17 protein-coding genes, 1 rRNA gene and 2 other RNA genes are annotated in these 18,337 nt (G+C 40.2%); 19 read left to right on the top strand and 1 reads right to left on the bottom strand.

Annotated features, from left to right (window positions below):
• The first annotated feature begins 17 nt into the window (after nucleotides 1-17).
• Nucleotides 18-133: ribosomal RNA gene (rrf, locus tag AAHB12_RS19785) — 5S ribosomal RNA — on the top strand.
• A 343-nt stretch (nucleotides 134-476) separates the two neighbouring features.
• Here the strand turns inward: rrf and AAHB12_RS19780 are convergent.
• On the bottom strand, nucleotides 477-1,085 hold the full coding sequence (locus AAHB12_RS19780) for an MFS transporter (RefSeq protein WP_342046646.1): 609 nt from the start codon (nucleotides 1,083-1,085) through the stop codon (nucleotides 477-479).
• A 257-nt stretch (nucleotides 1,086-1,342) separates the two neighbouring features.
• Here AAHB12_RS19780 and secG point away from each other — a divergent pair, with 257 nt between their 5' ends.
• From secG to AAHB12_RS19690, 18 genes are all read left to right on the top strand, one after another.
• Nucleotides 1,343-1,573, top strand: coding sequence for a preprotein translocase subunit SecG (gene secG / locus AAHB12_RS19775; RefSeq protein ID WP_129732063.1), 231 nt, complete (start codon nucleotides 1,343-1,345; stop codon nucleotides 1,571-1,573).
• A 246-nt stretch (nucleotides 1,574-1,819) separates the two neighbouring features.
• Nucleotides 1,820-2,560: an alpha/beta hydrolase gene (locus AAHB12_RS19770; RefSeq protein WP_342046644.1), complete on the top strand. Its 741-nt coding sequence runs from the start codon at nucleotides 1,820-1,822 to the stop codon at nucleotides 2,558-2,560.
• 199 nt (nucleotides 2,561-2,759) lie between these two features.
• On the top strand, nucleotides 2,760-5,045 hold the full coding sequence (gene rnr, locus AAHB12_RS19765) for a ribonuclease R (protein ID WP_446715590.1): 2,286 nt from the start codon (nucleotides 2,760-2,762) through the stop codon (nucleotides 5,043-5,045).
• 116 nt (nucleotides 5,046-5,161) lie between these two features.
• Nucleotides 5,162-5,629, top strand: a complete 468-nt coding sequence (gene smpB / locus AAHB12_RS19760) for an SsrA-binding protein SmpB (RefSeq protein ID WP_129732069.1) — start codon at nucleotides 5,162-5,164, stop codon at nucleotides 5,627-5,629.
• A 127-nt stretch (nucleotides 5,630-5,756) separates the two neighbouring features.
• Nucleotides 5,757-6,108: a transfer-messenger RNA gene (gene ssrA / locus AAHB12_RS19755) on the top strand.
• Between the two features lie 392 nt (nucleotides 6,109-6,500).
• Nucleotides 6,501-6,852: a transfer-messenger RNA gene (gene ssrA, locus AAHB12_RS19750) on the top strand.
• A 372-nt stretch (nucleotides 6,853-7,224) separates the two neighbouring features.
• Entirely contained in the window at nucleotides 7,225-8,019 is a 795-nt protein-coding gene (locus tag AAHB12_RS19745) for a DUF2935 domain-containing protein (protein ID WP_129729531.1), read from the top strand.
• 616 nt (nucleotides 8,020-8,635) lie between these two features.
• A complete protein-coding gene (locus tag AAHB12_RS19740; RefSeq protein WP_165350851.1) occupies nucleotides 8,636-9,259 on the top strand; it encodes a VTT domain-containing protein in 624 nt (207 codons plus the stop codon).
• A gap of 336 nt (nucleotides 9,260-9,595) precedes the next feature.
• Nucleotides 9,596-10,519, top strand: a complete 924-nt coding sequence (locus tag AAHB12_RS19735) for a DUF4405 domain-containing protein (protein WP_342046641.1) — start codon at nucleotides 9,596-9,598, stop codon at nucleotides 10,517-10,519.
• A gap of 131 nt (nucleotides 10,520-10,650) precedes the next feature.
• Entirely contained in the window at nucleotides 10,651-10,917 is a 267-nt protein-coding gene (locus AAHB12_RS19730) for a phosphocarrier protein HPr (RefSeq protein ID WP_129729525.1), read from the top strand.
• 230 nt (nucleotides 10,918-11,147) lie between these two features.
• Nucleotides 11,148-11,540, top strand: a complete 393-nt coding sequence (locus AAHB12_RS19725; RefSeq protein WP_342046640.1) for a DUF302 domain-containing protein — start codon at nucleotides 11,148-11,150, stop codon at nucleotides 11,538-11,540.
• Between the two features lie 112 nt (nucleotides 11,541-11,652).
• On the top strand, nucleotides 11,653-12,420 hold the full coding sequence (locus AAHB12_RS19720) for a DODA-type extradiol aromatic ring-opening family dioxygenase (protein WP_342046639.1): 768 nt from the start codon (nucleotides 11,653-11,655) through the stop codon (nucleotides 12,418-12,420).
• A gap of 104 nt (nucleotides 12,421-12,524) precedes the next feature.
• Nucleotides 12,525-13,160, top strand: coding sequence for an FMN-dependent NADH-azoreductase (locus AAHB12_RS19715; RefSeq protein ID WP_129729519.1), 636 nt, complete (start codon nucleotides 12,525-12,527; stop codon nucleotides 13,158-13,160).
• Nucleotides 13,161-13,425: 265 nt separating this feature from the next.
• Nucleotides 13,426-14,007, top strand: coding sequence for an NAD(P)H-dependent oxidoreductase (locus tag AAHB12_RS19710; RefSeq protein ID WP_129729517.1), 582 nt, complete (start codon nucleotides 13,426-13,428; stop codon nucleotides 14,005-14,007).
• A gap of 445 nt (nucleotides 14,008-14,452) precedes the next feature.
• Entirely contained in the window at nucleotides 14,453-14,887 is a 435-nt protein-coding gene (locus AAHB12_RS19705) for a DUF3920 family protein (protein ID WP_342046637.1), read from the top strand.
• A 131-nt stretch (nucleotides 14,888-15,018) separates the two neighbouring features.
• Nucleotides 15,019-15,585 (top strand): TetR/AcrR family transcriptional regulator, encoded by a 567-nt coding sequence (locus AAHB12_RS19700; RefSeq protein WP_342046636.1) that lies wholly within the window; start codon nucleotides 15,019-15,021, stop codon nucleotides 15,583-15,585.
• Nucleotides 15,586-15,642: 57 nt separating this feature from the next.
• Nucleotides 15,643-17,490 carry an alpha/beta fold hydrolase gene (locus AAHB12_RS19695; RefSeq protein ID WP_342046654.1) on the top strand — a complete coding sequence of 616 codons (1,848 nt, stop codon included), beginning with the start codon at nucleotides 15,643-15,645 and terminating at the stop codon, nucleotides 17,488-17,490.
• Nucleotides 17,491-17,830: 340 nt separating this feature from the next.
• Nucleotides 17,831-18,337 (top strand): GNAT family N-acetyltransferase, encoded by a 507-nt coding sequence (locus AAHB12_RS19690; RefSeq protein ID WP_129729513.1) that lies wholly within the window; start codon nucleotides 17,831-17,833, stop codon nucleotides 18,335-18,337.

Genomic DNA, 18,337 nt, shown 5'->3' with positions numbered 1-18,337 from the left:
TCCAATCCCTAAATAGGTCTAGTGATGATGGCGAAGAGGTCACACCCGTTCCCATACCGAACACGGAAGTTAAGCTCTTCAGCGCCGATGGTAGTTGGGGGTCTCCCCCTGTGAGAGTAGGACGTCGCTAGGCAAAGAAAAAAGGACTGAATCACAATTGTGATTCAGTCCTTTTTCGTGTTTAACTTTAAGAAAGGATAAATTTCTAGCTAGAAGCAAGTTCGACGTAGTAAGAAATTTTAGGAACAAAGTGTAAGTGCAACTACGCATCTGTCTTCGCCCAAGAGCGGGGCTCGCCAATCGATGAGTTTTCTTTACAAGATAAGAAAGTATAATTTTTCGGGGTGGTGTCTAGCTTCCAAGGCCCGCTTTTTTAAATAAGGTAGAATTAATTCAATAAGAAATAAAATTGTACAAAAAAATCCCTTATTCAGGGATTAAATTAACATACATTATCATCTCAATAGAGTCTAAAACTAAATAGATAACTTTTCGTCTGAAGAAGAAATCATTTGGGATGCTTTTCTCCCATGCAATAAATAGTATATCACTACTGATAACAGAATAATAAAGAAGCCTAATGAATAAACATTTGCATAGCTCGTGTTTGCTGCTATTATTCCTAATAAGAAAGAGCCTATCGCAAATCCAGAATCAAATAAAACAAAGTATGTGGCTGTTGCAGTTCCTCGTCTATTTACAGGCGAAGATTTGATTGCAATAGATTGAAAACATGAGCTTATTGTTCCAAATCCTAATCCAATAAGTCCTCCTGCCAGTAAAAACATGAAGCTGGAAGAAGCCTGGCTCAGAGCCAATACACCAACTGCAAAAATTAGAATTGAAGGGTAAATAACAATGTTTTCCCCATATTTATCAAACCATTTACCCGTGAATGGGCGGAATAGAATTCCTGAAACCACAAAGACAGTTGCAACAATTCCAATATCTGTTCCATTCCCATGCATTTCATCAGTCACATAAATTGGAAGTATAACGGTCAACATATAAAAAATAAGAAAAATAAAAAAGCTCGTCAGGGAAATGCTAATAAAATTCTTTGTCCACAGTTTAGGTTTTGTCATATTATTTACTTCTCTTTCTTAAACGCTTCTAATGCAAAATACTTACCTGGATAACTAAATATTTACCTAGATAATCATATGATATCTTTGGGTTTAGTGCAAGGGTTGCGATTGTCTTGAAAATAAATTGTGATTTTTGGATATACTGTCGGAAAAGTCCTAATAAAATGGTCATTGAACGAGTCCTTGTCCCGTTCATGCCTTTATGGTACATTTATAATAAGCTTAACTGTGTGTGAAATATGGGAGGTTATGACGTGCATACGTTTTTATCAGTCTTATTAATTATTGTATCCCTTTTTATGATTGTCTTGGTTTTACTCCAATCGAGTAAAAGTGCAGGTCTTTCTGGTGCTATTTCAGGCGGCGCGGAGCAATTATTCGGAAAGCAAAAGGTTCGCGGTTTTGAAGCAGTCTTGCAGCGTTTAACAGTTATATCTGCTGTTTTATTCTTTGTACTTGCTATTTTAGTGGGGTATGTAGCATAAAGCTATCAGCATATGCAAAGATTCACCGTTCCCGGTTGAATCTTTTTTGCACTGTAAGAAAGTATAAGCTTCCAGCTAGAAGTGAATTCGACGTAGTCGGAAATTTTAGGAATACAGTATAAGTAGGGCTACGCCGCTGCCCTCGCCTAGTGGCCCACTAGGCGGCAATTTGTCATGTTAGATTAATCCAAAAGCAATATGATACACTACTATTACTGATATACAATATGGAAAGAGGATAAGAATATGAAGGTAGGAGCTCCAAAACCATTTACATTTGAGGCAGGAGAGCGTGCAGTGCTGCTGCTGCACGGATTTACAGGACATTCAGCAGACGTCCGGATGCTGGGACGTTATTTAGAAGGTAAGGGTTACACATGTCATGCCCCCATCTATAAGGGCCACGGTGTCCCGCCGGAGGAACTTGTGCATACAGGGCCAGAAGACTGGTGGAGAGATGTCATGGAGGCGTACGAGTTTTTAAAGGAACGAGGCTATGAAAAAATTGCCGCTGTCGGCCTTTCGCTTGGCGGTGTATTTTCATTAAAACTCTCCTATACAGTACCTATCGTAGGTGTAGTGCCGATGTGTGCGCCAATGTATATTAAAAGTGAAGAAATTATGTATCAAGGAGTTTTGGCATACGCTAGAGAATATAAAACAAGACTGGGAAAATCAAATGAGGAAATTGAGGAAGAAATGTTCCAGTTTCAGCAGACACCGATGAAAACCTTAAAGGCTCTGCAAAATTTGATGCGCGATGTACGCGATAATATTGATATGATTTATGCACCAACGTTTGTTGTGCAAGCACGTCATGATGAAATGATTAATACAGATAGTGCTAATATTATTTACAATGGTGTCGAATCCAATGTGAAGCAAATCAAATGGTATGAGGAATCTACGCATGTTATTACATTGGACAAGCAGCGAGATGAGCTGCATGAAGATATCTATCAATTTTTAGAAAAGCTCGATTGGTAAAATAGTATAAGTTTAGAAGAGATGAAGGACAGCATCAGGTCTTAAACACAGGAAATGCTGTCTTTTTTCGTACCAAAGATTATTTATACATACTACTTATTTAGGAAATAGGAAATAATACTTGTATCTGTGTTACAAGAAGGAGGGATCCCATTTGGAAGAAATAATCCAAAAACATATAGAAAAGCTATTGTCTTTTATGAAGGAAGAAGCATATAAACCATTAACCGTGCAGGAGCTAGAGGAAGCGTTCGGTATTGAAGAAGCAGCGGATTTCAAAGAATTTGTTAAGGCGCTTGTTCTGATGGAAGAGAAGGGCTTGGTTGTACGCACTCGCAGCAACCGCTATGGCTTGCCTGAAAAAATGAATCTGCTCAAGGGAAAGCTTACAGGGCATTCAAGAGGCTTTGCGTTTGTTGTGCCGGAGGAAAAGGGCCAGGATGATATTTTTATTCCGCCGACAGAGCTAAATGGTGCGCTGCATGGTGATACAGTACTAGCGCGCATCAATTCTGAAACGAGTGGTTCTAGAAAAGAAGGCACAATTGTCCGTATTATTGAACGCGGCACAAAGCAGCTAGTTGGTACATATACAGAATCGAAGAATTTTGGATTTGTTATTCCTGACGATAAACGCATTATCAGTGATATTTTTATTCCAAAGAATGTGGCGATGGGGGCGGTGGAAGGTCATAAGGTGGTTGTAAAAATCACTGCTTATCCGCAGGATCGTATGAGTGCAGAAGGAGAAGTTATTCAAATCCTTGGTCATAAAAATGATCCAGGTGTGGATATTTTATCTGTTATTCATAAGCATGGCCTGCCAATGATGTTTCCAGCAGATGTGTTGGACCAAGCAAACAATGTACCAGATACTATTGACCCAAAAGACCTAGAAAATCGTCGTGATTTGCGGAATGAAGTGATTGTAACAATCGATGGTGCAGATGCGAAGGATTTAGATGATGCTGTTACTGTGAAAAAGCTAGATAACGGAAACTATAAGCTCGGCGTGCATATTGCAGATGTTAGCCACTATGTCACAGAAGGATCGCCAATTGATGTAGAAGCGGCAGACCGCGGTACGAGTATCTATCTTGTTGACCGCGTGATTCCAATGATTCCGCACCGTCTCTCAAATGGTATTTGCTCCTTAAATCCAAAAGTTGATCGGTTAACACTTTCTTGTGAGATGGAGATTAATGCACAGGGTGAGGTCGTAAAGCATGATATTTTCCAAAGTGTTATAAAAACGACGGAGCGGATGACATATTTTGATGTGAACCGTATTCTTGAGGATAAGGATGAGGAGCTGTTTTCCCGGTACGAGGCACTTATTCCAATGTTTCAGGATATGGGTGAGCTCGCAGCAATTCTCCGTGAAAAACGGATGACTCGAGGTGCGATCGATTTTGATTTTAAAGAAGCAAAGGTTCTCGTGGATGAAGATGGGCAACCAAAGGATGTTGTGCTGCGGGAGCGTTCTACAGCAGAAAAACTAATTGAAGAGTTTATGCTAGCAGCCAATGAGACAATTGCAGAACATTTTCATTGGCTAAATGTCCCTTTTATGTACCGTGTGCATGAAGAGCCGAAGGAAGATAAGCTAGAGCGCTTCTTCCAATTTATTACGAATTTTGGCTACACAGTGAAGGGGAAAGCAAATGATATTCATCCGCGTGCCCTTCAGCAAATTCTTGAAATGGTACAAGGTCAGCCAGAAGAGGTGGTTATCTCTACTGTTATGCTTCGCTCCATGAAGCAAGCTCGTTATGATGCGGAGAGTCTTGGACACTTTGGATTATCTACGGAATATTATACACACTTCACATCGCCAATTCGTCGTTATCCGGATTTAATTGTTCATCGCCTCATTCGGACATACTTAATTAATGGAAGAATAGATGCAGATACACAGGCAAAATGGCGTGAAAAATTAGCAAGTATCGCAGAGCATTCATCCAATATGGAGCGCCGCGCCGTAGAAGCTGAGCGTGAAACAGATGAGCTGAAAAAAGCTGAGTATATGATGGATAAAATCGGTGAAGAATTCGAGGGCATGATTAGCTCCGTTACAAACTTTGGTATGTTTGTCGAACTACCGAACACAATTGAAGGTCTCATCCACGTTAGCTATTTAACGGACGATTATTATCGTTATGATGAGCAGCATTATGCGATGATTGGAGAGCGTACAGGAAAGGTGTTCCGCATTGGTGACGAGGTAACGATTCGCGTTGTCAAGGTTAATAAAGATGAGCGGTCTATCGATTTTGAAGTTGTCGGCATGAAGGGAAGCCCAAGACGCGAACGCAAGGACCGTCCGACAGTGATTGCTGAAGCACGCGGAGGACGACGAAAGCGAACGGAAGAAGGAAACGGGAATAATCGCCGCGGAGGGAAGGCAAAGGCAAGGGATGGTAAGAAAAAGTCATTCTTTGAAAATGCGCCAAGCTTTAAACGTAAGAAAAAGAAAAAACGGTAAGGAAGAAGACGATGAGCAATCATCGTCTTTTCTGTAGAGTATGTTAGGTGAAGCGGGCCGCATTGAGAAATATCATATTGTTTGCTATAATAAGGCAAGTAAGGGAGGGACAGGCTATGCCAAAGGGTCACGGCAAGGTAATTGCACAAAACAAAAAAGCATTCCACGACTATTTCATTGAAGACACATATGATGCCGGTATTGTCCTTCAAGGAACGGAAATTAAATCAATTCGCGCTGGAAAGGTCAACCTCAAGGACGCGTATGCTCGTATTCAAAACGGTGAGATATGGGTATTTGGTATGCATATTAGTCCGTATGAACAAGGAAATCGCTACAATCATGATCCACTTCGTACACGTAAGCTGCTCTTGCATCGCCGGGAGATTGAAAAGCTAATCGGCTACACGAAGGAAACAGGGAACACAATCGTGCCGCTTAAGCTTTACTTGCAAAACGGATTTGCAAAAATACAGCTTGGGTTAGCGAAGGGTAAGAAGAATTATGATAAACGTGAGGATTTGAAGAAGAAGGAAGCAAAACGTGAAATCGAACGCGCTTTCCGTGATCGTCAAAAAGGATAATACAAAAACTTACAATTGCAAGGTGTAAAAGTCATGTTATAATAAGTTTGTAAGTGATTGATGCACATTGAAAAACAGCTCATCATGAGCTCTCTTGATAGCTTCCCGTAAAGGGTCTTCTTATAATGGGGACGTTACGGATTCGACAGGGGTAGTTCGAGCTTAAGTTGCGAGTCGAGGGGATCGGCCTCGTTAAAACGTCAACGCCTATAACTGGCAAACAAAAATTAGCTTTAGCTGCCTAATTAACGCAGCTGCTCCTCCCTCCGTTACCTGTGCGGTAGGGTAAGGGGCCCACTCTTAGCAGGTTACGCCGGCGCTCACCGTCTGAGGGCAAAGGAAGAGAACAACCAGACTAGCTGCTTCGAAGCCTGTCGATAGGCTGACGAGTATGCGAATTGCGAATATATCGACTACACTCGTAGAAGCTTAAGTGCCGATATTTCTGGACGTGGGTTCGACTCCCACCGTCTCCACCAAATACATACTTTGGTGGATTTTTTATTTTGCGCTAAAAAGCATAAGCTTGCCGTATCGGCACGCTTATGCTTTTTTTACTATAAGAAAGTGTAAATTTCTGGTTAGAAGCCAACATGACGTAGTCGGGAATTTTAGGAACACAGTATAAGTAGGGCTCGCTAATCGGCAAGTTTTCTTTATATAGTTATTATGGTAAAGCTGAGGATGTGAAGAAGGAAGCAAATCAAAATCGAACGCGCTTTTCGTGAGCGCTAAAAGAGATGAGACAAAAACTTACAATTGCAAAGTATAAATGTTGTGCTATAATAAATTTGTAAGTGATTGATGCACATTGAAAAACAGCTCATTATGAGCTCTCTTGATAGCTTCCCGTAAAGGGTCTTCTTATAATGGGGACGTTACGGATTCGACAGGGGTAGTTCGAGCTTAAGTTGCGAGTCGAGGGGATCGGCCTCGTTAAAACGTCAACGCCTATAACTGGCAAACAAAAATTAGCTTTAGCTGCCTAATTAACGCAGCTGCTCCTCCCTCCGTTACCTGTGCGGTAGGGTAAGGGGCCCACTCTTAGCAGGTTACGCCGGCGCTCACCGTCTGAGGGCAAAGGAAGAGAACAACCAGACTAGCTGCTTCGAAGCCTGTCGATAGGCTGACGAGTATGCGAATTGCGAATATATCGACTACACTCGTAGAAGCTTAAGTGCCGATATTTCTGGACGTGGGTTCGACTCCCACCGTCTCCACCAAATACATACTTTGGTGGATTTTTTATTTTGCGCTAAAAAGCATAAGCTTGCCGTATCGGCACGCTTATGCTTTTTTTTTACTGTAAGAAAGTATAACTTTTCGGGGTGATGTCTAGCTCCCAAGGCCCAAAATGGTAGACTTCGGGCTGAACCTCCGCAAAAGGCAAAAAGCGCCTTTTACTCCGGCCCACCCCTATGCTGCCATAAAAGGCGGGCCTTGTCCGCTTTTCTTTAGTACCATAAGAAAGAAGAAAGCTTTTACATCTTAGAAAGAAATGATGGTCAGGTAAACACAAATACCCTAGTACATATCATAATTTTCAACGTGCGTGGATATGATTGTATGAGCATGTTGAAAGGGGAGAACGCTAGATGGAAAACTTTGAAACAGCGGCGAAATTCGAACATGGCTTTTGGCTGCAAATATTGGGGGATCATGCTCGCTTTATTCATGATTCACTGGCTCCGAAAGAACAGCAGGAAATCGATACTGCGAATAAGTTTATCCAAATATTCGATCAGCTTCTTGAAAATGTTCAGGGCGAGAGCTTAGTTTCATTAAGCAACAAGGCGTTGGAGGAGAGCAATACATTCAGAGAATTTAAACTTCATTTAATAAAGCGGCATTTGATCGGGGAAATTGAAATAGGGCTAGGTCCAACCTTTTTAAGTCATATGGTGAATGAATTGGAGGAATATCTACGAGTTTTAGATTACTTAAAACAGGGAAAGGTTCCGCCAATTTTTCATGAGCTTCATCATCATATGTTATGGCTTTTAGATGCAGCCGGTCATGCCGGAGCCATCTCTGACAATTTGGACAGAATTGAAAAGAAAATAAAAAAGAAAAGTAATCATTTTCTAAAGGATTTTGAAGCGTTCTATTTAAAGGCAGTTGAACTGACTGGGTTTTTAAGAACAGATTTATCCTCGTTTCCAGCACTGGAAAAATTCAATCAAGATACTTCACTGGAAATGAAGTTTTTTATGAATTTTTTAGCTGAAATTGAGGAGTTAGGGCTAAGCAAAAAAGCGCTAGGCACTTTTGCGCCGTTGATGGCTGATCATATGATGAGAGAAGAATGTTATTACCTAACAAAGTTAGCAGAGGCAACAGGACTTCAGGAGCCGGGTTGTGATCCGACAAAGCCAAGGTTAAAGGGTTGAGAATATAAAGAAAACTCGCTGATTGGCGAGCCCTGCCCTTGGGCGAAGACAGAGGCGTAGTTGCCCTTATACTTTATTCCTAAAATTTCTCACTACGTCGATTGGACTTCTGGCTAGAAATTTATCTGTAAAGTGCAAAGAAAACTCGCTGATTGGCGAGCCCTGCCCTTGGGCGAAGACAGAGGCGTAGTTGCCCTTATACTTTATTCCTAAAATTTCTCACTACGTCGATTGGACTTCTGGCTAGAAATTTATCTGTAAAGTGCAAAGAAAACTCGCTGATTGGCGAGCCCTGCCCTTGGGCGAAGACAGAGGCGTAGTTGCCCTTATACTTTATTCTTAAAATTTCTCACTACGTCGATTGGGCTTCCGGCTAGAAATTTATCCTTTTTTATTCAAATGGGCAGCGAATAAGCATGGTTGATTGCTGGAATCCAGTTCATGAATAGAAGCATTTATCATATCTTATACATATAACTCTGTTATGATTACAACATGGACCTATGCTTCATATTTGTAAAACTTCAATCCTATATAAGTGAAAAGGTGATGCAAAATCAAACCATGGATAAAGTCAGTTTCCTTTATAAGTGTAATAGCTGTTAGTATGTACATTATGGTCCATACAGAGTTGTTCTACTTTATACGAACTGGAGATTTTCAATCAGTACCATCTTTTTTAAAAGAAAATCTACTTTATACACTTAGTATTTTATTGTTAGCTATGATTATTCAAAATGCATTTACCATTATTCCGCTGCTTGGTTTAATCACTATTAATGTGGCTTTGTTTGGCTTTTTTAATGGGTTTCTTTGGAGTTGGTTTACGAGTATTATAGCGGCAATTATCATTTTTATGAGCGTTCGTTACTGCTTCCAAGACTGGGTACTGAAAAAAATAAATCCGGCATTAGTTACGAAAGTAGAACAGGCAGGGTTTATGTATGTTATTCAAGGAAGAATTTTCCCTTTTGTACCAACAAGCCTCGTCAATATTATTGCTGGGTTAAGCTCTATCCGATTTACGCACTTTCTACTTGGGACGATCATTGGGAATTTTGTATATTTTTTTGTGCTATCACTCATTCCATTTGGAATCTTGTCGGTGAATCTTAATAAATATGTGCTCGGAGGAATTATTCTCCTGACAGTACTTGTTTTCTACGTGTATAAAAGGAAGAAACATACGTTGACTGTCATCAATCAACAGAAAGAGAATGAGGCGGAGAGGAATTTCTGACTGTCTCATTCTCTTTTTGTTTTTACACTTCAAGAAAGTATAAATTTCTAGCTGGGAGACTATTCGATGCGGTTAGAAATTTTAGGAACAAAATATAAGTGCAACGACGCCTCTGTCTTCGCTAATCGGCGAGTTTTCTTTGTCATATGCCTGTTTCCGGTGTACAATCTTTCCCGTCCGTAAAAAGTGCCTCCTTTCATTAAACTTTCACCGTTTCCTTCTATAATCTTCTTGAAGTTGTGAGACAACTATTTAAAATCATTATATGAGAATGTGATGGAGCAACAGAGCAGCTTCTTTAGATATTATGGAGTAGAAGGCAGGGAGATGGGAAAGATGAAGAAAGTAACATATGTGAAATTCGCCATAGACATTGTGATGGCAGTTGTCTTTGTGTTGCTGTTTAACAAGCAAGTGTTGGGAGGAATGACCTTTCATGAGATTGCCGGCTTAGCAATTGCAGCTATTTTTCTTACGCATGTATTGCTTAATGCACAGTGGGTGAAGAAGGTGACACTCAAGATATTTGACCGTAAGCTGCCGGGGAAAACACGTTTTGGTTATTTGCTAAACCTGTTGTTATTGATTACAATGACATTCAATATCGTTAGCGGAATTATTATTTCAAGAGTTGTGTTTCCAAATATCAACATTGGAAATGAAATGTGGTTTAAGGTGACTCACATTTCAGTTTCCTTCTTGACGCTTATTTTAGTAGCTGTTCACGTTGGTCTTCATTGGCAATGGGTGATACAGGTATGGAAAAATATTTTTAAAGTGAAGTCAACAAAGCTTCCGCTTGAGATCATTGCGAAGGCGGCTGCAATCCTTATGCTTGCATTTGGAGGCTATGAAATGTATGCAACAGGTTTTGCTTCTAAGCTCAGTGGTGTAAGCTTTGTATTTGGCGGAGGTTCTATGCAGCAAATGCCGATGCGCGGTGAAGGAAAACCGATGATGATGCAAGGAAGTGAACAGGCTGAAAGCTCGGCATTAGCTGGGGCGCAGACTGAGGGTAGTGAATCAACCGCTTCCGTGCAATCAGGATTCCCGCAAAATGGAGACAGACCAACACGCCCTGAAGGTGAAGGCCGTATGGGTATGGAAGGCGGCATGAGAGGCGGCGAGCACGGTGCGAGTGTCCTAGGTGTGCTTAGCACATATTTTAGTATTATGTCTGTATTTATTGTTATTGTGTATTACTTGGAAAAGCTGGTATTTAGAAGAAAGCGAAAAAATCAGCTAGCTGCAGGTGTGTAAGGGCAATTATTCTTAGAACTCCCTTAACACTTTATTCGTGAATTTCCCTTCCAATGTTGCCAATATGAGAGAGCTTATGAGATAATGGGTTTGTTTTCAATTTATTATCTAGCATAAAGGAGATTATTAACATGGCTGAATTAAAAGTAAAAGTAACAAGTGATTCTGGTATTCACGCGCGTCCTGCGACAGTTCTTGTACAAAGCGCAAGCAAATTTGAGTCCAATGTGGAACTTCACTATAATGGTAAGACTGTTAACTTGAAATCCATCATGGGTGTAATGGCTTTAGGTATTCCACAAGGCGCTGATATTGCAATCACAGCAGAAGGTTCTGATGAAGCTGCTGCAATCACTGCTCTACAAGAAACATTGAAAAAAGAAGGCTTAGCTGAGTAATCGAGCTAGCTCAAAAAAGGTACATGCCTACAGGGTATGTACCTTTTTTATTTTAAGAGTATAAATTTCTAGCTGGAGGACAATTTGACACATCGGGAAACTTTAAGAATAAAGTATAAGTGCAACTCCGCCTCTGTCTTCACCTAACGGATCGCCAATCGGCAAGTTTTCTTTACCATTCATAAATTATTTGTTCTCTAGAGAAAACTAAGTTGAAGGGAGCGATTCATATGCAATTTCATTATACAGTTATTTCTCCGTATGGAACGGATGAGACAGTTCATCGTTTGGAGAACGCTTTGCAGAACGATGGCTTTGGCATACTATGGCGCCTTGATGTGCAGGACAAGCTGCAGGAAAAGGGATTTACGTTTACTGAGACGCTTCAGGTGCTCGAGGTATGTAATCTTGAGGAGACGCATCGTATTTTAAGTGAAAATATGATGGCCGGTTATTTTCTGCCTTGTAAAATTGCTATCTATACGGAGCGTGAGCAGGTGCATATCGGGATGCCAAAACCAACAGCGTTCATTAGTACGCTAGATGATAATGAATTAAAGGCATTTGCAGAAAGCATGGAGAGGCGGCTAGCTAACGCTATTGATAGGACTGTAAGAGGTTAATATAGTAAGTTTCTAAAAAAAAGGTTTTATATTACTTGACGTATGTTTATTACTTGTATATACTTACTTACGTAAAGTAATTAACTTTAAATAGTTTGATGGAGGTATCAGCATGGTTCCTTCTTTATTTTTGGCGCATGGCTCACCGATGCTGGCTATTGAGGATAGCGAGTATACGCGGTTTTTAGAGACATTAGCAGGCCAGATTCGTCCAAAAGCGATTGTCATTTTTACAGCGCATTGGGAAAGTGAGACATTGACGATTTCTTCCTCTAATGATACGTACGAGACTATTTATGATTTCGGCGGCTTTCCGCCTGAATTGTATACGATTCGTTATCCCGCTAAAGGTTCCACAGCGATTGCAGACCTTGTAGCTGAGCGATTAACAAAGCAAGGGATTGCGGTGCAAAGGGATATGAAAAGAGGATTAGATCACGGTTCATGGACGCTGTTGTATCGTATGTATCCGGAGGCTGATATTCCTGTTGTGCAGGTGTCAGTCAATCCGTATCTTCCTGCGAGCGAACAGTATCGCATTGGAGAAGCGCTGCGCGGCCTTGGCCAAGAGGACATTTTGGTAATCGGAAGCGGTGTAACAGTTCATAATCTTCGGATTATTAAATGGGGACAAACGACACCAGAGTCTTGGGCCGTTGCATTTGATGATTGGTTAATCGAGAAGCTTGAGGAGAAGGACAGCGAGGCTTTATTTGATTATGATAAGCAAGCTCCCTACGCACAGGCAGCGGTTCCGCGCCCTGAGCATTTTGTACCGTTTTTTATTGCTTTGGGCAGTGGTACAGAAGGAGAAGCGAGTGTGATTCATCGCAGTTATCAGTACGGTACGCTAAGTTATTTATGCTTACAATTCCCCTAAATAAGCTGGAGAAGATGGCATAAAATCCCTCATGATAAAAAGTGTAAAACGAACAAACTACAAGTGATTGTTCTTCTATTTATAAGAAAGAGAAGGTGGTTCAGATGGCAAAAATTCTTTATATTACAGCACATCCGCATAACGAAACAGTATCTTATAGCATGGCAGTTGGTAAAGCGTTTATTGAAGCGTACAAGGAGGCACATCCAGAAGATCAAGTTACGCATCTTGATTTATACAATGAGAATATCCCGCATATTGATGCTGACGTATTTAGCGGATGGGGAAAACTGCAATCCGGTTCTGCATTTGATCAATTATCAGCAAGCGAGCAAGCTAAAGTGGGCCGCTTGAATGAATTATCCAATCAGTTTGTGGAAGCAGATAAATATGTATTTGTAACACCAATGTGGAACTTCTCATTCCCGCCAGTTATGAAGGCATATCTTGACTCTGTTTGCGTAGCTGGAAAAACATTTAAGTATACAGAGCAAGGACCAGTCGGGTTATTAACAGATAAAAAAGCGCTGCACATTCAAGCGCGCGGCGGTGTATACTCAGAAGGGCCAGCAGCTGCAATGGAAATGGGTCACCGCTATATCGGAGTTATTATGCAGTTCTTTGGCATTCCTTCCTTTGATGGCTTATTTGTTGAAGGACATAATCAGCATAGTGATCGAGCACAACAAATTAAAGAAGAAGCTATTGCAAGAGCAAAAGAGGTTGCAAAGGACTTCTAAAATCTATACAAAAACTTCTGCTTAGGCAGAAAATCTTGAAAAGTCTCTTTTCGTTTCAGTTTTGGAACGGGAGGGGGCTTTTTTTATAGGGAATCCTATTCCCTGATTAGAAGGGGGCTTGTGTATCATTCGTTTGGCAGTTAGCTTTTAAATGTAAATGAAGGAAACCTTTATTAAGCCAAAAAAGATTCATCATTTCAAGAGAATACAGATAGGCGTATTCGGCTAAGATGAATGTTGAAGCAAGAATAAGGAGGTAAACATAATGAAACACTTAATTGTATATGCACATCCGAATCCAAAAAGCTTTAATCATGCCATTTTAGAGACGCTGCAAGGAGAGCTTTTGGAAAGAGGACATGATGTGCGTGTTCGTGATTTATATAAAATAGGCTTTAATCCGGTTTTATCCTCATATGATTTTGAAATGCTTGCGCAAGGAACAGTTCCTCCGGATATTCACGAGGAACAAGAGCATATTAGCTGGGCTGATGTGATTATAACTATTTATCCGGTATGGTGGACAGGGCTTCCGGCGATGCTAAAGGGATACTTTGACCGGGTGCTGACATCTGGATTTGCATACGCATATGGCGAAAATGGTCCAGAGCAGCTTCTTAAGGGGAAGAGGGGGGTGTTTTTTACAACACAAGGAAATCCAAGAGAGGTATACACGGCAAGCCATATGTTTGATGCGATGAAGAAAACAACTGATGAAGGAATCTATGCATTCACTGGTATTGAAAGCATTGATCATATTTTCTTTACAAGTGTACCATCTGTAGATGATGAAAAAAGACGAGAGTATTTAGAAGAAGTAAAGAGCTTTGTACATACGGTTTTTTGACATTTTAGGAATACAGTATAAGTGCAAATACGCCTAATAGCTCGCCAATCGGCGAGTTTTTTTCAAGATAAGAAAGTATAACTTTTCGGGGGGATGTCTAGCTCCCAAGGCCCAAAATGGCAGACTCCAGGCTGAACCTCCGCAAAAGGCAAAAAGCGCCTTTTACTCCGGCCCACCCCTACGCAGCCGTAAAAGGCGGACCTTGTCCGCTTTTCTTTATTTCAAGATGTAATCCTGTATTGGTTGTTTCACACAGTGTAAACTGCACATATATGAAATATTTCAGTTCTAAATGTTCACGTGACCAAGTAATCTATGGTAAAGTATTTTTTAACAAAAAAAGGAAATTGTAATAGTTTGCATCGTTTCTTTTAGGAGCGTTTATCCGTGTGTAAAAGGTGGAATAACGAAGATAAGACGCGCATGAAAAGAAGGAGGAGCTGCAATGGAATTTCTGTCTCACAAGGTATATCAGCAATCTGGGAGTTGGTATGTGCTGGATGAAGATTTTCCGTGGGATATTAGGCAGCTGAAGCTGGATGTGTTTGCTCTCGTTGGAATGCGTACAACTCCTGTGTTTTTTTGCGACACATGCGATGCGAACCAGATTCTTGCTTATTTTGGGGAGGAAGAAGAGGAGTTTTTGTATCCAATAAACGGTTTTTATCACCGTGAGAAGCAGCTGGTGTTTATTTGTGCCTGGGAGAGCTATGAACACGTGCTTGAAACGCTGCTTCATGAGCTCCGGCATGATATGCAGTATGAGAACGAGCAAACAAGACCTTTATTTTACCATGATAGCCAGGTGTACGAGAAAAAATGGATTGAAATGGATGCACGGGCTTTTGCTGAGGAAAAAATGAGACAGTATCGGAAGTGAATTGGTAAAGCTCTCTATCTGTTTGGATAAATGTATAACGTTTGATGTGCTAAATCGTATATTCAAAAAGTTTCTTCTTGAAAAATATCAATTAGAACTATATAGTACTAATTATGATGAAGAATAAATTAATGAATCGAAAACGTGTAATTGAAGTGGCAGCGAATTTATTTTTAGAAAAGGGCTTTGTCTACACGAGCATGGATGAATTGGTTCGTGTCAGTAAAGTGTCCAAGTCAAATGTGTATTATCATTTTTCGAACAAAGAAGAATTATTAGAATCGGTAGTTGATTATTGGATCACAATGTACAGTCATGCAATGGAAGAGGTGCTTAACCAGCAACAATTTTCCGTTGAACAACGTGTGATGATGTTTTTAACGCATTTATCGCAAGGCGTGCAAGCGAGGGAATATAAAGGCAGTTGTCCATTTATTACACTGGCTATTCAATGTCCGGCACAAGCAGTACAACTGAAAGAAAGCATTGGATTGTTTTTCGCTGAATTGCAATCAAAAGTCAGTTTACTCATTACACAGGGAATCGAACGAGAAGAATTTCGAAATACGATTCAGCCTGATGAAGTAGCAGCATTATTTATCACCAATTTAGAGGGTGCTTTATTTATTGCAGAAACGCAAAGAGATGCAACAATTATCACAAAAACAGCTCAACAATTTATGCAATTGCTTCGCTAAAGGGGCAATTTTTTTATACTAAATTAGAACTGATTAGTACTAAAAAGGGGACAGATGATGAAGAAGATTTTTTTAATAGGCGGCACAGGTTTTATTGGTAAGCAGTTAGTACAACAATTATTAACTGAGCAGGTCGAGATTTTACTGTTGGTGAGGTCTAAAAGTAAAGCAATTACTATGTTTCAAGAAAGTGGGCATCTACACGAAAACCGTTTGCAATTCGTAGAAGGTGATTTAACGAAGACAGGTTTAGGGTTACGTGATGAAGATAAACAACATGTAATAAAGAGCGACGTGATTATTCATGCAGGTGGGCCAATGGATATTAGTGTTTCCGAACAACAAGCGACTACTGCATTTTTAAACGGTGCAAAACACGCGAGCGAACTAGCACAAAGCATTCATGTAACAAAAGGTTTAGAGCAATTTATTCATGTAGTAGGTTATATGAGTCCTTTTGATGATGAAAATAGCAATATAGATATTGATGTATTTCGAGATGGATATCAGCATTTGAAAATAAAAAATCCGTATGAACGCACAAAATTTTTAGCAGACCTCTATATGCGGCAACAAGCAAAGAAAGTAGGCTATCCCATTTCAGTAATTAATCCTCCTACAGTTGTTGGTCCTAGTCAGACAGGGAGTACGGAACAGGTGGCGGGTTTAGGGTTACTTGTGAAAAGTATGCGTAAAGGTCTTATGTCCGTTGTGCCTGGAGGAAGGGATTATCGATTACCGCTGATTGCAAACGATGCACTAGCCAAATTTATAGTCCAAATTTTGAATCAACAGCAGCCGAAGAGCCAAACGTATACACTTGTTCCTGACCAACAAATGGATCTTAATGTGCCTAAATTACTTAGTATCATGTCGGAAAGCATGAATGTAAAAGCACCTACTAAGTCTGTTCCGATACAAACTATGAAAGTACTAATGAATGGTGGGATAAGTAAAATAACAGGAGTCCCGGCAGATGGGTTAAACTTTATAACAAATAAAGATTTTTCAAATGACATGGTGAAAAAAGTAATGGGGCAACATTGGTTCCGAGAGACGAGTGTAACGACTTTTTTACCTGTTGTGATAGCGGATTTAGATTATCGTATAACGTATCCTAAACATCAACTAGATAACAGGTTTGATAGAGTGCGTATAGGAAATATAATCGTTTACCAAAAAAGTGGAGAAGGTAAACCTTTTATTTTGCTCCATGGTTTACTGAGCGATGGAGAAGATTTATTTGCATTAGGGATCCATCTATATGAAAAAACAGGCCGACCTGTATGGGTGGTAGATTTTCCTGGTTTGGGGCGTTCTCCTTTTCAAAAGGGAAAAAATATGATGGCGGTTTATCTTCATACAGTCAAAGACGTATTGACGCAAGCTTTTGAAGGTGCTCACTTTATTGGCCATTCATTTGGGGCGCTTGTGTTGATGACCGCATTCAAAGAAAATTATTTTCGTCCGCAAGACACCATCACACTGCTGCAACCGCCTCTGATGAAGAAGAATGCTACAGCATATCCGAGCTTTATGAAAAAATGGTTGTTAAAGAAAGCGAGTTTGAAGCGTTTAGAAAAATATCTCTTGGATACAGGTATATTCGGAAGTGTTGAGCAAATTCCTACGCACTATGTTGCAAAAGTCAAAAGTAGCTTTACTTCTCCTAGAATTTTAAATACGACGGTTCAGTTGGATGAATGGTTGTCGAAGAAGGATGGAATGGAGATGAATGATATTGAGAGCAGTCACTTTCAGATTATTTGGGGAGATCAGGATAAGGTTTATCGAACGCCTACAAAGCTAGGGGACATCAAGCATGTTCCATATGGGCATCATTTTCCGCTGAGTCATCCAAATGAAACGGCACATGTGATATTGGAGACCGAAGAACATACATAAAGTAGTATTAAAGTGTAATATCTAAATGAAAAAACTATTACAATATCGAGTACCAGATGAAAAACAATTAACATAATAGCTTTCCTTAACCAAAGGATTGTTAAATAGGTCATAAACAACTGACAAATTCTGTGTCTACCTAGGTGGAATTCTATCGGTTTTTAGTATGAGCGATACAAGGCTAACAATAACGCTTCTTCGTTTCATTCAAATCACCTCCTACAAATATAGTAACACTATGTTAGTCCCTTATATAGATTCTTGCTGGCTAGAAAAAAGGATTTTGCAAACTTTTGCGGAATTTGAATTTTATAGAACCATTTATGGGACGAAATAATGGATGATAGGAAAAGGTGTGAGTGTTTTGCGTGTAACATTAGAAGCAGTAAAACATATAAAAAAGCTACGGAATTTATATTCCTTATATTTATACGATTTATCAGAATTTAGCTATTCTCTTTCTCTAAATACAGACGGGCTATATGAATTTGAGGGGTTTGATAAGGTAATAGAACGGGAGGAGCTGCAGCCTTATTTTATCCAATATGAAGGAGAGTGCGTAGGCTTTCTTTTGCTGGCGGAACGCCCGTTTACTGCATCGGGAACAGATTACTGTATTAATGATGTGTTCATTCTTCGTGCGTTTCGAGGGCGTGGGCTTGCTTCGGATGCAGTTTACGAGCTTTTGCAGCAGAGGAGCGGATATTTCTGTGTGCCACAGCTGCAAGCAAATGAGAGAGCGTTACAATTTTGGCGAAGCTTTTATGCAAGGCATGGCATCTTTTATAGAGAAGAACATCGGCTCATTGATGGGGAGCCATGTACTGTGCATACATTCAAAGTATAA

The organism is Bacillus sp. OTU530, from assembly GCF_038440375.1.
Note: the sequence above shows the minus strand (reverse complement) of the source record. Positions and strands in the feature narration are given on the sequence as shown.